Raw genomic sequence first — 15,184 nt, 5'->3', positions numbered from 1 at the left:
AGAATGAAGACAATTTTACCAAAACTAATACCTGTTTTTCTCACCATATTTCTCATAAGTAGTTGTATGAATTCAAAAAAACTTGAGGTGGAAGTTTTCGAAACTTCAGCCAATGGGAATAAACTAACCCAATTATCTGAATTTCCGGAGACAGACTCCATCGTGAAAATTTCCATTTTGCCCGACGAAGAATTCCAAACCATCACCGGATTTGGCGGTTCTTTCACGGAGGCTTCTGCTTATCTGCTCAACCAGGTAAGCCAGGAAAACCGCGATAAAATTCTGGAAGCTTATTTTGGCGAATCGGGCGCCCGATATTCCCTGACCCGCACACACATGAACTCCTCCGATTTCTCTTTGGGAAATTACTCTTACGCTCCTGTGGAAGGCGATTTTGAACTGGAACATTTTTCCATCGAAGAAGATTTGGATGACATTATACCCATGATTAAAGATGCGCAGGCCATCTCCAAAGACGGTTTCAAAATCATTTCATCGCCCTGGACTGCTCCACCGTGGATGAAAGACAACAACGACTGGCGCGGCGGAAAACTGTTGCCGGAATATTACGAAACCTGGGCATTGTTCTTCTCGAAATACCTTGATGCATACGGTGCTGAAGAAATCGACATCTGGGGTTTTACCGTTGAAAACGAACCGCTGGGGAATGACAGCAACTGGGAAAGTATGCATTACTCCCCGGAAGAAATGACGGAATTTGTAAAGAATCACTTGTGGCCTAAACTACAGGAAAACGGGCATCAAGTAAAAATCCTCGGCTTCGACCAAAACCGCGACGAGCAATTGAAAATTTGGGTTGATGTGATGTTTGGCGACGAAAAGGCACGCGATTATTTCGACGGAACAGCTGTACACTGGTATGCCAGCACCGTGGAATATTTCCCCGAAGCGTTGCAATACGCGTACAACAAAGCACCCGGCAAGCACCTCATCAACACCGAGGCCTGCATTGACGCGCAGGTTCCTCGCTGGAACGACGACGCCTGGTACTGGTCGAAGGATGCCACTGACTGGGGATGGGACTGGGCACCCGAAGAACAAAAACATCTACACCCCAAATACGTTCCGGTGTTCCGGTATGCCCGCGACATTATCGGTTGCCTGAACAACGGGGTAGATGGCTGGGTGGACTGGAACATGGTGCTCGACCGGCAGGGCGGCCCCAATTGGGCGAAAAATTGGTGTGTGGCGCCGGTTATTGTTGACCCGGAGCAGGATGAAGTTTACATTACACCGCTTTATTATGCGCTGGCCCATTTCAGCAGGTACATAAGGCCGGGCGCTGTACGAATCGGGTTTGATAACAGTGCTGATAATTTAATGGTAACCGCTGCCCGAAATACCGATGGAAGTATAGCCGTAATCGTCTTCAATCCTGAGGAGGAGACAAAAGGTATTCAACTTAACCTGAATGAAAAATCAGTGGAATTCGTCATCAGCGGAAAAGCCATTCAATCCATTTTAATTAAAACCTTATAGAAAATTTCAGAACAACAAATTATAACTTAAAATCAATAAATTATGTCAAAGTATGTAACACCGCTAAAAGACAGGGTTCCCTTCGGACAAAAGGCAGCCTTTGGCGCCGGACATTTAGTTAACAACCTGTTGCCCGGTGCTTTAGGGGTTTTCGCCTTTTTCTTGCTTACAGCTTTTGGAATGGACCCTTTTCTGGCTGGTTTACTCGGCGGTTTGCCTCGGTTTTTCGATGCCATTACCGACCCCATTATGGGTTATATTACAGACAATACAAAATCGAGGTTTGGCCGCCGGAAACCCTATATTTTTGTAGGCGCCATTCTCAGCGGTGTTTTGTTTGCCGTTTTGTGGCAACTTAATCCCGATAATACCCAGGCATACAACTTCTGGTATTTTCTCATTCTTTCCATGGTATATCTGCTTGGAAACACCATGTTTTCAACACCTCTTATTGGGTTGGGTTATGAAATGACGTCGGATTACAATGAGCGAACCCGTTTAATGGGTTTTTCGCAAACTCTCGGTCAGGTAGCCTGGATGATAGTGCCCTGGTTCTGGGTACTTATTGCCAACCCCAATTTATTCGAAACACAGGCTATTGGTGTTCGCAGGCTGGCCATAATTGTTGGTGGCATTTGTATGATATTGGGTATGTTGCCCGCCTTGTTCTGCAAAGAAATTGACCAGGCAAACCTTACCAACCGCGACGAACTAACGATAAGAAATATTTATAAAAGTTTAAAAAGTTTGCTCCATAATATGGTGCTGATTTTTAAGAACGTTTCATTTGTAAGGCTTTGCGGAGCAACATTCCTGGTCTTCAACGGCTTCCAAATGGTAGCTTCGTTCAGTTATTTCATCATTGTATTCTATATGTTTAAAGGTGATTATGGCGCTGCCGGTACCTGGCCGGCCTGGTTCTCAACCATCAGCGCTGTGTTTACTGCATTTTTAATCATTCCGGTAATTACCTGGATGGCAAACAAATGGGGAAAAAGAAAAGCATTCATTTATGCCACCGCTCTTTCCATGGTGGGATATGCACTGAAATGGTGGGGCTTCAATCCTGAAAATCCATGGTTAATGTTTATGCCCCTACCCCTAATGGTATTTGGAATTGGCGGGTTGTTTACCCTGATGATGAGCATGACCGCCGATGTGTGCGACCTCGACGAGTTAAACAATGGCATGCCCCGCAAGGAAGGGACATTCGGAGCCATTTACTGGTGGATGGTGAAACTGGGACAAGGTCTTGCTCTTGTTTTGGGTGGTTTGGTGCTCAAACTGGTAGGTTTCGACCAGCTTGCCGCACAGCAAACAGCCGATACCATTATAAACCTGAGGCTTGCCGATATTATCGTGCCTGCATTTACCGCCGGCCTGGCTATATGGGTGATGTGGGGGTACGACCTCACTGAGAAAAAAGCCAGAGAAATTAAAGAAGAATTGGTTAGACGAAGAGGAGAACTTTAAAATGCCTCTTTCTATTGAATCATTGTAATGTAAATTTTTAATAATCAAAGATATGTCATTCAGACCAGAACAATTTTTAAACTTCAGGGAATCAAAAAAGTTTGATAAACAGCCCCTCGAAAAAAAATCAGATGAAGATATCAGAAACCTTTTTCTGGAAATTCTGTACGGAGGCGTTCACGGTTTTTGTTTCAGCCTTTACGAAGACGGGCAAAAACCCGGCGATATTATTTCAGCAGGGCAAATCAGGCGCCGGCTGCAACAATTAAAACCTTATACGCAATGGATTCGGTCATTCTCGTGTATCGAAGGAAATGAGCTGATTCCGCAAATTGCCAAAGAACTGGGCATAAAAACCCTTGTGGGCGCCTGGTTGGGAACCGACAAGGAAAAGAACCGCCAGGAAATAGAAAACCTGATTCAGTTGGCAAAAGATGGTTTTGTTGATATTGCCGCTGTGGGCAACGAAGTGCTCTACCGGAATGATTTACCGAAAGAAGAACTTCTGGAAACCATCAGCCATGTAAAAAATGAACTTCCGGGCATTTCGGTTGGCTATGTGGATGCCTATTACGAATTTGTGCAGCACCCCGAAATAACCGAGCTCTGCGATGTGATTTTGTGCAATTGTTACCCGTTTTGGGAGGGAACGGATTACAACTATTCCCTGCCGCACATGCAGCAAATGTACCAGCAGGCTGTTGAGGCAGGAAAGGGGAAAAGAGTCATTATTACTGAAACAGGTTGGCCCAGCAAAGGCGAATCATTGGGGAATGCTGTTCCATCGCACATTAACGCATTGAAATATTTCGTAAACACCCAGCTTTGGGCGATAGATGAAAACATTGAAGTTTTCTACTTCTCCTCGTTCGATGAATCGTGGAAAGTGGGCGCCGAAGGCGAAGTGGGCGCCTATTGGGGAATTTGGGACAAACATGAAAAGCTGAAATTTTAAAATGAACACGTTTAAAGCCTTAAATATTACCAACGCAGAAGCATTATGCTACTCGGGCTTTAGGCACGGGCAGCAACCGGGCGGGAAATTCCCAACCTACGATGAGGTAAAGGAAGACCTGTTGCTTCTGCATAAACACTGGAAATACCTCCGGCTTTACGATTGCGACCAACACGCTGAAACCGTACTGGAAGTCATCAAAAAAGAAAAGCTGGATTTTAAGGTCATGCAGGGTGCATTCATCAATGCCGAAATGAACAATTTTAATTGCCCGTGGGGCGGCGGAACCTATGCCGAAGAAGTACTGATGCAAAATTGCCTGGATAACCGGAAAAAAATTTCGAGATTAATTGAATTGGCCGGCCAGTACCCCGAAATCATCTTTTCGCTTTCAGTAGGCAACGAAGCCTGCGTGGAATGGACCGACCATTATGTAGCTGAAAAAAAGGTAATTGAATACGTAAAACAGGTAAAAAGAAATGCAGACCAACCCGTTACTTTTTGCGAAAATTATGTGCCCTGGCTTTACAAATTAGAGAAACTGGCCGGCGAAGTGGATTTTATTTCTATCCATACTTACCCGGTTTGGGAATACAAACACATTGACGAAGCGCTGGATTATTCAAAGGAAAACTACTACTCGGTTGCCCGCAAATACCCGGAAAAACCGGTAATCATTACCGAAGCCGGCTGGGCCACCAACTCAAACGGACGGGGAATCAATCCCGAAAATGTAAACGAAGAATACCAGAAAATTTACTACGAAATGCTGATGGACTGGACAAAAAAGGAAAACATCCTCACTTTTTTCTTCGAAGCTTTCGACGAATCATGGAAAGGTTCACCGGAACCTCTGGAACCAGAAAAACACTGGGGATTATTTTATATCGACAGAACACCTAAAATGGCGATTAAAAAGTTAATAAAAAATAAAAGCTAAAAAATTCTTTTTTAAGGCCTTAGAAAATTGTATATTTATGTTTAATTTAAAATTTCATTATCATGAAAAACTTTACATTTATTTTACTGGTGCTCTTTGCATCCGTAAGTTTTGCACAAAATTCACCGATTAATTTTGAATCGGACGGCTTTGGAGCCGACTGGACTTGGACCGTTTTTGAAAATGATACCAATCCGGCTTTGGAAATTATTGAAAACCCCGATTCGAGTGAAATCAACACTTCGGATTCGGTGGCCAAATTTACTGCTTTGCAGACAGGAAACCCATGGGCTGGAGTTGAATCGGCTCACGGAACAACCGATTTGGGACCTTTTGTTCTCGATGCCACAAACTCCACCATTAAAATTATGGTATGGAAATCTGTGATCAGTGATGTTGGAATCAAACTAGTTGCTAATAGTGGCTGGGCGCAGGTTGAACTTAAAGTAGCGAACACACTGGTTGATGAATGGGAAGAACTCTCCTTTGACTTTTCTGATTATCCTAACCCACCTGAAGCTGAAGGTCAGTATGATCAGATTGTAGTATTCCCCGATTTTAACATGGATGGAAGAGGACAGGAAAATGTGGTTTATTTCGACAACATTACATTTAATCCTTCGGAAGGTACTTCTGACGAGCCGACAACCGCAGCACCCGCACCACCTGCGCGCGCTGCCGAAGATGTTCTTTCGGTTTTCAGCAATGCTTATACCGATGTTGCAGGAACTGATTTTAATCCGGGGTGGGGACAGTCAACCGTTGTATCTACAGTGGAAATAGAAGGGAATCAAACCCTGAAATATGCCAATTTAAATTTTCAGGGAACCCAGTTTGCAAGTGCCCTGGATGTTTCGGGAATGAACAATCTGCATGTTGATATGTGGACTGCCGATGCCACCGAAGTAAATATCTTCTGCATCAGCACCGGTCCGGCAGAAACGGCATACTCACTTGCGGTTACTCCAAACCAATGGGTTAGTTACGACATCCCGTTAACCGCATTTGCCGGAGTTGATTTGGCAGACATCATTCAGTTGAAGGTTACCGGTGACGATGGTTCGCCTGCCATTTACCTTGATAACATTTATTTTTATAAAGGTGAGGGTACCGTAGTGGAAGACGGACCTAATGCCCCGATTGATTTCGAAGCTGACGGTTTTGGCGCCGACTGGACATGGAGTGTTTTCGAGAACGACTCCAACCCAGCACTGGAAATTATTGATAATCCCGATGCCAGTGGAGGCAACACTTCGGCTAAGGTGGCCAAAATTACTGCTCTGCAGACAGGTGCAGCCTGGGCAGGAGTTGAATCTTCACATGGAGATACCGACTTAGGTCCATTCGTGCTGGATGAAACCAACTCACTTGTGAAAATTATGGTTTGGAAATCGGTTATCAGCGATGTGGGCATCAAACTGGTTGCAAACAGTGGTTGGGCCCAGCCTGAGCTCAAAGTTGCTAATACCGTTGTAAATGAATGGGAAGAACTTACTTTTGATTTTTCAGACTATCCAAACCCACCCGAAGCTGAGGGGCAGTATGATCAGATTGCCATTTTCCCTGATTTCAATCTGGATGGAAGGGAGCAGGACAATGTGGTTTATTTCGACAACATCACTTTTAATTCTGCTGAGGGTGGTCCATCCGATGAGCCTGCAACAGCCGCGCCTGCACCTCCTGCAAGGGATGCCGAAAATGTATTATCAGTTTTCAGCAATGCTTATACCAATGTTGAAGGCACCGATTTCAATCCCGGATGGGGACAGTCAACAGTGGTTTCAACAGTTGAAATATTAGAAAATCATACATTTAAATATGCCAGTTTCAATTACCAGGGAATTCAGTTTGCCAGTGCTTTGGATGTAACAGGAATGGAGTATCTGCATGTAGATATGTGGACTGCTGATGCCACTGCAGTGAATATTTTCTGCATTAGCACCGGTCCGGTTGAAAAAGCATATTCACTGCCTGTTACCCCAAACCAGTGGGTAAGTTATGATATTCCATTGTCAGAATTTGAAGGTGTTGATTTGGCTGACGTTATTCAGATTAAATTTGATGGCGGAGATGGTTCACCCACCATTTATCTCGATAACTTGTATTTCTTCAAGGTTCCCACTTCGATTTCAGCATTGCAAAAAAATGAATTTCGTGTTTATCCAAATCCGGTGACTTCCGGCACTCCAGTTCAGTTTGGTTCCGTTGTCAGCCAGGTTGATGTAATTGACCTTACCGGAAAATTGCTTCTGACAAAACACAACACCTCATCAGTTAAAACTGACGGATTGAAACGAGGAATTTATTTTGTGAGAATACAATCTGAAAAAGGGAAAATCCAAATAAATAAGCTCATTGTCAAATAAATTTGGTGAATAACTGAAAAGAGGTTGTCCAAAAATTGGAACTAATGAAAAATATACTTTTGATTTGGAAGTTATTGACCCCACCCAACCTCCCCAAAGGGGAGGAGAAGTCCCCCTTTGGGGGATTTAGGGGGTCAATCTTAAGATAAAACTTTCAATTTGTTAATGCTTCATATTAGAACCAGAATTTTTGAACAGCCTCTTTTTCCTCTTTTTTGTTTTCTTTTCAGGTTTATTTTATTCCATTCACTGAAAATTTCAAAAAATGTCTTCAGAAATAATCATTATAATCGTTGGTGCTGTCCTCATTCTTGTTGCAATTGTGGATAGCCTGAAAATTAATGGATCGTCCCTGAATTTAGTTGATATTAAAGTAAAAATCCCGATGGCAGTGTTGGGTATTTTATTGATATTTTATGGCGCTTACGCTTACGGAGGTGCGAACTTACCAGGCCAGGTTGAACAGCCGGTAACAGGAAATAAAGCACCGGTAGAGTATCCTGTAAAAAATGTTCAGGTTCTATATCCACTTGAAAATGATTCTGTTGAATGCAGGATTTTAACCTCCGGCGTTTATCCGGAATCGCATGATAAAGATTTATGGGTACTGTTAAAACCAAGCGACAACAGATATTACCCGCAATCTGACCACACAAATACTTCGTATAAAAGAAACGGAGAATGGCAGGTTATCACCCGGTTCGGAGGGGACAAAGGAGAAAAATATGAAATTATTGTTTATGAGGCGGATGCAAATGCCTCCCGGTTTTTCAGTACTACCATTCAGCAGTGGAAAGATATGCTTTCATACCCTGGTCTGGAATTGGATGAAATTCCGGAAGGAGCCAATGAGGTTACCAGATTAAGCGTTTTTTTAAAGGAAAACTGCAGAGGGGTTTATTAATTGTAAAAAGGAAAATTGCAGAAAACTATCCAGAAAAAAATTTCAGGCAACTTCAAATACAACACACATGACGACGACATTTTTTCTTATATTGCACGGTGTTAATAACATCTTTAAACCGTTTGATTGAAAAAAACAGTCGTATATCTTATTCTTTTTTTGTGGGGCACTTTAGTGACTTTTGCTCAAATTATCCCTGAAAAAGGTGTGCCTCTGCTCGAAAATTTCACACCCCTTCAATACCAAAACAAAGGCAAAATTTGGGACATAAAAACTGCGCCCAACGGTATGGTTTATATGGCTGCCGACAAAGGTTTGCTGGAATACGACGGAAAAACCTGGAACAGTTTTAAGGGCAGCAACGGTTTTACCCGTTCGGTGCAGGTTGTAAATGATTCACTGATTTTTACCGGTTCCGATCTCGATTTTGGTATTTGGAAAAAGAACAAATTTCAGGGTTTCGACTACAGTTCATTGTATCCTTTTCAGGAAGTTGTGCAGGAAATAAGCGAAGAATTCTGGGACGTTTATCAGCTTGGAGAGGCCATCATTTTTGTTTCATTTCAGAACATTTACATTTACCAAAACGAACAACTTGTAAAAACAGCAGCGCCTTCGCGGTTTACAGGCAGTTTTCAGATTAACGGCACACTGTATCTTGCCGACGAGAAAAATGGGTTGTATGTTTTCGATAATTATTCACTTCAGCAGGTATTTGATTTTCCTGATAATTTGAACCTCGAAATAGGAGGCATTTATGAAAATGAAAACGGACTTGTAATTGTAACCCGAAACCGGGGACTGTACCAATTTGTTTCAGGCCGGTTGAGCAGGCTGGAAAATGAACTGTCTGCTAATCTGGAAACGGCCAAAGTTTTTAGTTTTGAGCAGCTTGGCGAAAAACACTTCGCTTTTGGAACCGTACTGAAAGGATTGTATATCACTGATTTTGAAGGCAAAATTATCCATCGCATCAACCGACACAAAGGTTTGCCCAGCAATACCGTGCTGGCTTTGCACTACAGTCGGGCCGGTAAATTATGGCTCGGGATGGATTATGGCGTTTCGTCACTCAATCTTCAAAATAATTATAGCTGGTTTTTCGACTACCGGGGTGATTTTGGAACCGGTTACACCGCCTTGCTAAAAAACAGTGAATATTACCTCGGTACTAACCAGGGACTTTATCACTCGGATTGGGAAGGGTTGAATAACAACCTGGAGTTTTTTAAGGTGCAGATTATTCCCGAAACCGAGGGCCAGGTGTGGACACTTGAAAATGTTGACAACACCGTGTTTATGGGGCACGACAAAGGATTGTTTGTTGTAAACAAAAATTCGGTGGAAAAAATAAACGGACAGGAAGGGGTTTGGTCAATCCTCCCGTACAACGGGTATTTGCTGGCCGGAAATTACAATGGCATTTCCATTTATCAGAAACAGGGAAATCAGTGGAGCTACCTGAAAAAAATGGAACTTATTCTGGGGTCTTGTAATCAACTGCTCATTGAAAAAGACAACATCCTTTGGGTGAACATTCCCAATTTCGGGTTAATCAGAGCCGTGTTAAACGATGAATTGAATCCGGAAGAGCGCATCATTTTTCCTGAAGAAGATTTTGAAGGAAACGATGCTTTCCTTTTTAAAAATGAAGATGGAATTCAGGTGCTGACAGATAAATTTCAATACATGTTTAACGCCGCCGAAAAAGAATTTTTACAGGTTCCGCAATCAAAGGAAACACAAGGATTGAAAGGAGTTCTGCCAGGTATCTACAAGTCTGTTATACTGAATTCCAATTATGAATTTTATCCGGTGTACAATGGTTTCGCACTAAAATATTTACGGAACAATGAGTTTTCCGAACCTCAGGATTTCACGCTGTCAATTCGAAAAATTGAAGCCTTCAGAAACCGGGAAGAAAAGGTAATTTCTCCCGGAGCAGAAGTCCCTTTTCCGTTCAATAATTTTCGTATTGAATGTATTGTTCCCAACCAGGAAAATGTTCTGTACCAATACAAATTAAATGATGAAACTGAATGGAGCGACTGGATTCCGGATAATACTTTCGATTTTGTTGGCCTTTCACCCGGCGAACACGAAATCCGGTTCCGCGCATCGGTTCAAGATGAAATGACCGGCGAACAATCCGTTTTACTGAATATCTTTCCGCCCTGGTATCGTACCTGGTACGCATATCTTTTTTATGTACTGCTTATTTTTTCAATAATTTTTGTAATTCGGACACGGCATAAAAAAGCGCTGAAAAAACAAAAACACAAAATGCTGCTCAAAGAGCAAAACGCTTTACGCAAACAAGCTGAAAAACACCGGCAGAAACTTCAGCAAATTGAACAGGAACGACTGCAGGAAGAATATGACCAGTTGAAACAGCAGTTAAAAAACAAAACCATTGAGCTGGCCAACAAAGCGCGCGATAACGAAGAAAAAAACCGGTTGATTATATCTTTAAAAGAGACGTGCGAGAAAGCTCAAAAAAACCCTTCCATTACCAAGTTAAAACTGGCAGAAATGTCACGCACACTGGATTCCTATTTAAATGTGGAAGACAATACTTTTGAAATACAGATGGATGAATTGCACCAGTATTTTTTCAAAAAACTGAAAGAAAAGTTTCCTGGGCTGTCGAGCAACGATTTGCGGTTGTGCGCCTACCTGAAAATCGGACTCAATTCAAAGGAAATTGCTGAAATCCTGAATATTCAACCATCCAGTTCGTACATTAGCCGCTCGCGTCTCCGGAAAAAGCTTAACCTGAACACCGATGAAGATTTGTACACTTTTTTGAATACCAGGGTTTAGCAAGAAAAGATAAGAAGATTTTTCGTGAATCGGGATGAATCATTCCCTTGGGTGATAATTTTTATCATGCTCGTTTCATTAAACAAATTTTTTCGATTGAACTGATGAACAATCTTGTTGGTTCGATTAAATTTTCTGTTAATTCCTGGTTAAAATCAAATAGATCATCATAATCTCCTTTATGTCGCAAGTCTGATAAAACACCAAAATGCTTTGCAAGATTTTTTGGAAAAATATTGCGTTTAACCATCTCACCCAATTTCCGCTTCACTCCATTGTGAGATTTCACCTCAATTTCGTAAAATAATAGTAAGGCAATTGCAGCATAAAAAGCTGAATAATAAAGTCGGTTGATGCATGAATTCCAGCTATTCTTTTCAAAAAGGGAAACAGCATCTGAAAAGGTTTCATTTGCGCGTACTATCCTGTATTTTATATAATCCTCCCTCATGCTAAATTTTCAAACCTTCTTTGGAAACCTGATGAAACAAAAGTGATATGTCCTTCTTGTTTTTCCAATCGGTTTTCGAATATATTAAAAGTGAAATTATTTCACCAGTTTCAAGTTCAATATCAAAAATCGGTTCCCGCAATTTAAGTTCATAGTCATAAGTAATATACTTTTGTGGTGAAAGAACCAGAACATCCCAATCAGAATCACTTTTATAATCGCCCCTTGCCCTTGAACCAAAAAGATAAATTTCTGCTTCGGGTTCGATTTGAAGCAGTTCTTGTTTTATCCTTTTTGTTAACTCTTTCATTTCCATAAATCAAAGATAATTCAAATTTCCATCAATTCTGAATAGTGCAGTTCAAAATTCCGGTACCTCTCTCAAATATTTATAACTATTTTGCTCGTAATCAACCTCGCATACAAAATGCTGCAAACCGTTTGAAACCACCACCCGCTCCACTTTCAGGGACATGTTGTAGCGCACCACCTGGTCGAAGGTATCCTGAGAAATTTTTATACCGGGTGCTTTAAACTCGGCAATGAGCAGCGGCTGTCCGTTACGCCGGTAAACCAGCAAATCGAAACGAAAAAGCTTTCCATTCAGTGTAATTTGTTTTTCCACCGCCATCAAAGATTCCGGGTATTTTTTTTCTTCGATGAGATAACGCATAAAATGTTGCCGCACCCATTCCTCAGGAGTCAGCAAAACAAAACGCCTGCGCACCAAATCGAAAATAAATTTTTTCGTTCCTTCTGTTTTTATTCTGAATTCGTAAACGGGTAAATTTAATTCCTGCATCGGCTTTTTTCGTTACTTAACTTATAAACAAATATTGCAGGCCAACCGGAAAAATGTACTTTTGTGTTGACCTGGATTTTTGAACAAATTAAACGATTCTGCTGTAATTTTAGGGAAATGAAAACAAAAAAAGAAATTGTAGATAACTGGCTCCCGCGCTATACAGGAAAAAAGCTGGAAGATTTTGGTGATTACATTCTGCTCACCAACTTCGCCAATTACGTTGAAAAATTTTCGCTGCGTTTTGAAGTACCCATTGTGGGCAGCGACAAAAATATGCCAAACGCCACCTCAGAAGGTATCACCATCATAAATTTTGGTATGGGAAGTCCCAATGCAGCAACCGTAATGGATTTATTAAGTGCACTGAAACCCAAAGGTGTGTTGTTCCTTGGCAAATGCGGGGGCCTGAAAAAGAAAAACCAGTTGGGCGATTTTATCCTGCCCATTGCAGCCATCCGCAACGAAGGAACATCGTCTGACTATATGCCTCCCGAAGTTCCTGCCCTGCCGGCATTTAATATTCAACGGGCGGTTTCTCATGTGCTGCGAAACTCTGGTCACGATTACTGGACAGGCGTAGTTTACACCACCAACCGCCGGGTGTGGGAGTACGACGAAAAATTCAAAAAATACCTGACTAAAACACGGGCAATCGCCATCGATATGGAAACGGCAACGCTTTTTACCGTGGGTTTTGCCAATAAAATTCCAATCGGGGCACTTTTGCTGGTTTCTGACCAACCCATGATTTCGGCCGGGGTAAAAACCAGTGAAAGCGATAAACTGGTTACCTTGAAATATGTGGATGTGCACATTCAGGCCGGAATTGATGCACTGCTGGAAATAAAAAACAACGGACTTTCAGTTAAACACTTAAAATTCTGATATGGAATTTGAAGCCATCATGCAAAACCTGAAAAAAAAGGTTTACCACCCCATTTATTTACTTCAGGGTGAAGAACCCTATTTTATCGACGAGATTTCAAACTACATAGAAAAAAATGTACTTTCAGAAGCCGAAAAAGGATTTAACCAAACCATTTTTTACGGAAAAGATACTGAAGAACAGACCATTGCCGAAACTTCGTGGCGCTACCCGATGATGACAGAAAAACAAGTTGTTATTGTTAAAGAAGCACAAAGCCTGAAAAAAATTGAAAACCTTGCCCCGTATGCCGAACGGCCAATGTCCTCGACCATTCTGGTGCTCAATTTCAAATACAAAAACCTGGATGCACGTACCAAACTCTACAAAGCCATAAAATCGAAGGGCGTAATTCTTACCACAAAAAGGCTTTACGAAAATCAGGTGCCGGTCTGGATTGACAAATACCTGAAACAACACGAATACACGATAACACCGCAGGCTTGCCAGATTTTAACCGACTCGCTGGGCACCGGGCTCAGCAAAATAGCCAACGAACTGAATAAACTGGTAATAGCAGTAAAAGATACCAACCGGATTACACCCGAACACATTGAAAAAAACATTGGGCTGAGCAAGGATTTTAATGTGCTTGAACTGCAGGATGCCCTGGCTGCCAAAAACGTACTTAAAGCCAACAAAATCATCAACTACTTTGGCGCCAATCCACAGCAGAACCCCATACAGATGACCATTGCCACACTGTTTGGTTATTTTTCCAAAATCTTTGCTTACCACTTTCTAAAGGATAAATCGGAGCAAGGCGCCATAAAAACCATGGGCGGTCATCCGTTTTACATCAAAAAAATAATTGCAGCTTCAAAAAAATACAATCCCACCAAGTTGTATGAAATAATGGGGATTTTACGCGAATACGACCTGAAAAGCAAAGGATTGGGTGTTTCCACACTCACCGACCAAGCCGAACTGCAAAAAGAAATGATTTATAAAATTTTACACTGATGATAACATACTTTATAATCGGAATAACTGCTGTGGTTTCCTTTCTAGCGTTCCAGAATGTATCGCTGATGGAAAAACTCCAGTTCAACGCAGCGCAGGTGGTTCACCGGAAACAATATTACCGTTTAATTTCACATGCGTTTGTGCACGTAAGCTGGACCCACCTGATTGTGAACATGCTGGTTCTGTATTTTTTCGGAAGAAATGTGGAGACTTACTTTGGTTACTTTTTCGGGAATAAAGCTGTTTTTTACTTTATCCTGCTCTATTTGGGCGGCATGCTGGCATCCAATATCTGGAGCCTGATTAAGCACCAAAACGATTACTATTACAACGCAGTGGGCGCTTCAGGAGCGGTATCTGCTGTGTTGTTCACCTTTATTTTTCTCGACCCGTGGGAAATGCTTTACCTGTTTGCCATTATCCCCATTCCGGGAATTGTTTTTGGGGTGGGTTACCTTATTTATTCTTACCAAATGGGCAAACGCAAAACAGACAATGTGGCCCACGATGCACACTTTCTGGGTGCCGTTTTCGGGTTTGTTTTTCCCATTATTTTAAAGCCTGATCTGTTTAGCCGGTTTATCGAACTTTTACCAAATTTCTGAAAAAATGAAGATTGAAGCAACCACACCGGAACAATACATCGAACAACTTCCTGATGACAGAAAAGAAGTCGTTTCAAAACTCAGAAAAGTAATTCTTGAAAACCTGTCCGAAGGATTTGCCGAAGAAATGAGTTACGGAATGATTGGGTATGTGGTTCCCAAATCAATTTACCCGGAAGGTTATCGTTCGAATCATGAATTGCCGCTTCCGTTTATCAATCTGGCATCACAAAAAAACCACATTGCAATTTATCATTTTGGTTTGTATGCCCACCAAAACCTTATGGACTGGTTTCTTCAGGAATATCCAAAACACATAAAAACCAAACTTGATATGGGAAAAAGCTGCCTTCGGTTTAAAAAGCCGGAACAAATTCCTTTTGAACTGATTGGCGAACTGGCAGGAAAAATGACCGTAGAAGAATGGATTAAAATTTATGAGAAAAATTTGAAACGATAAGACGGTTTTGG

At 41.8% G+C, this 15,184-nt stretch carries 14 protein-coding genes; 11 read left to right on the top strand and 3 right to left on the bottom strand.

Going from position 1 to position 15,184, the window contains the following annotated elements; all coding sequences use genetic code 11:
- The first annotated feature begins 3 nt into the window (after window positions 1-3).
- The 7 genes from ACESMA_RS04425 (at window position 4) to ACESMA_RS04395 (ending at window position 10,961) form a co-directional block, all read left to right on the top strand.
- Window positions 4-1,500: a glycoside hydrolase family 30 protein gene (locus tag ACESMA_RS04425; RefSeq protein ID WP_372947561.1), complete on the top strand. Its 1,497-nt coding sequence runs from the start codon at window positions 4-6 to the stop codon at window positions 1,498-1,500.
- Between the two features lie 42 nt (window positions 1,501-1,542).
- Window positions 1,543-2,973 carry an MFS transporter gene (locus ACESMA_RS04420; RefSeq protein ID WP_372947560.1) on the top strand — a complete coding sequence of 477 codons (1,431 nt, stop codon included), beginning with the start codon at window positions 1,543-1,545 and terminating at the stop codon, window positions 2,971-2,973.
- Window positions 2,974-3,025: 52 nt separating this feature from the next.
- Window positions 3,026-3,928 (top strand): glycosyl hydrolase family 17 protein, encoded by a 903-nt coding sequence (locus tag ACESMA_RS04415; protein ID WP_372947559.1) that lies wholly within the window; start codon window positions 3,026-3,028, stop codon window positions 3,926-3,928.
- Window position 3,929: 1 nt separating this feature from the next.
- Complete coding sequence (locus ACESMA_RS04410) at window positions 3,930-4,868, top strand: hypothetical protein (protein WP_372947558.1); 939 nt, start codon at window positions 3,930-3,932, stop codon at window positions 4,866-4,868.
- 62 nt (window positions 4,869-4,930) lie between these two features.
- Window positions 4,931-7,234 carry a T9SS type A sorting domain-containing protein gene (locus ACESMA_RS04405; RefSeq protein ID WP_372947557.1) on the top strand — a complete coding sequence of 768 codons (2,304 nt, stop codon included), beginning with the start codon at window positions 4,931-4,933 and terminating at the stop codon, window positions 7,232-7,234.
- A gap of 265 nt (window positions 7,235-7,499) precedes the next feature.
- A complete protein-coding gene (locus ACESMA_RS04400; RefSeq protein WP_372947556.1) occupies window positions 7,500-8,138 on the top strand; it encodes a hypothetical protein in 639 nt (212 codons plus the stop codon).
- A 126-nt stretch (window positions 8,139-8,264) separates the two neighbouring features.
- Complete coding sequence (locus ACESMA_RS04395; protein WP_372947555.1) at window positions 8,265-10,961, top strand: hypothetical protein; 2,697 nt, start codon at window positions 8,265-8,267, stop codon at window positions 10,959-10,961.
- A 64-nt stretch (window positions 10,962-11,025) separates the two neighbouring features.
- Here the strand turns inward: ACESMA_RS04395 and ACESMA_RS04390 are convergent, their stop codons facing one another.
- Genes ACESMA_RS04390 through ACESMA_RS04380 form a run of 3 tightly spaced genes read right to left on the bottom strand, consistent with a single transcriptional unit; the run spans window position 11,026 to window position 12,214 of the window.
- Window positions 11,026-11,412: a HEPN domain-containing protein gene (locus ACESMA_RS04390; RefSeq protein ID WP_372947554.1), complete on the bottom strand. Its 387-nt coding sequence runs from the start codon at window positions 11,410-11,412 to the stop codon at window positions 11,026-11,028.
- Window position 11,413: 1 nt separating this feature from the next.
- Window positions 11,414-11,722: a nucleotidyltransferase domain-containing protein gene (locus tag ACESMA_RS04385; protein WP_372947553.1), complete on the bottom strand. Its 309-nt coding sequence runs from the start codon at window positions 11,720-11,722 to the stop codon at window positions 11,414-11,416.
- Between the two features lie 51 nt (window positions 11,723-11,773).
- Window positions 11,774-12,214 (bottom strand): type I restriction enzyme HsdR N-terminal domain-containing protein, encoded by a 441-nt coding sequence (locus tag ACESMA_RS04380; protein ID WP_372947552.1) that lies wholly within the window; start codon window positions 12,212-12,214, stop codon window positions 11,774-11,776.
- 117 nt (window positions 12,215-12,331) lie between these two features.
- Between ACESMA_RS04380 and ACESMA_RS04375 the strand changes: the two genes are divergently transcribed.
- The 4 genes from ACESMA_RS04375 to ACESMA_RS04360 are packed head-to-tail and all read left to right on the top strand — an operon-like array spanning window position 12,332 to window position 15,173.
- The gene (locus ACESMA_RS04375) at window positions 12,332-13,102 is read left to right on the top strand and encodes an AMP nucleosidase (RefSeq protein ID WP_372947551.1); all 771 of its coding nucleotides are present in this window, start codon (window positions 12,332-12,334) and stop codon (window positions 13,100-13,102) included.
- A gap of 1 nt (window position 13,103) precedes the next feature.
- On the top strand, window positions 13,104-14,105 hold the full coding sequence (gene holA / locus ACESMA_RS04370) for a DNA polymerase III subunit delta (protein ID WP_372947550.1): 1,002 nt from the start codon (window positions 13,104-13,106) through the stop codon (window positions 14,103-14,105).
- Entirely contained in the window at window positions 14,105-14,713 is a 609-nt protein-coding gene (locus ACESMA_RS04365) for a rhomboid family intramembrane serine protease (protein ID WP_372947549.1), read from the top strand. Before holA ends, ACESMA_RS04365 begins: the two co-directional genes overlap by 1 nt.
- Window positions 14,714-14,717: 4 nt before the next feature.
- On the top strand, window positions 14,718-15,173 hold the full coding sequence (locus tag ACESMA_RS04360) for a DUF1801 domain-containing protein (protein WP_372947548.1): 456 nt from the start codon (window positions 14,718-14,720) through the stop codon (window positions 15,171-15,173).
- The last annotated feature ends 11 nt before the right edge of the window (window positions 15,174-15,184 follow it).

Origin of the sequence: Mariniphaga sp. (assembly GCF_041687215.1) — a bacterium.
Classification (GTDB): domain Bacteria; phylum Bacteroidota; class Bacteroidia; order Bacteroidales; family Prolixibacteraceae; genus Mariniphaga.
The sequence above is the reverse complement of the archived record's forward strand: the minus strand, read 5'-3'. Positions and strand labels throughout refer to the sequence as shown.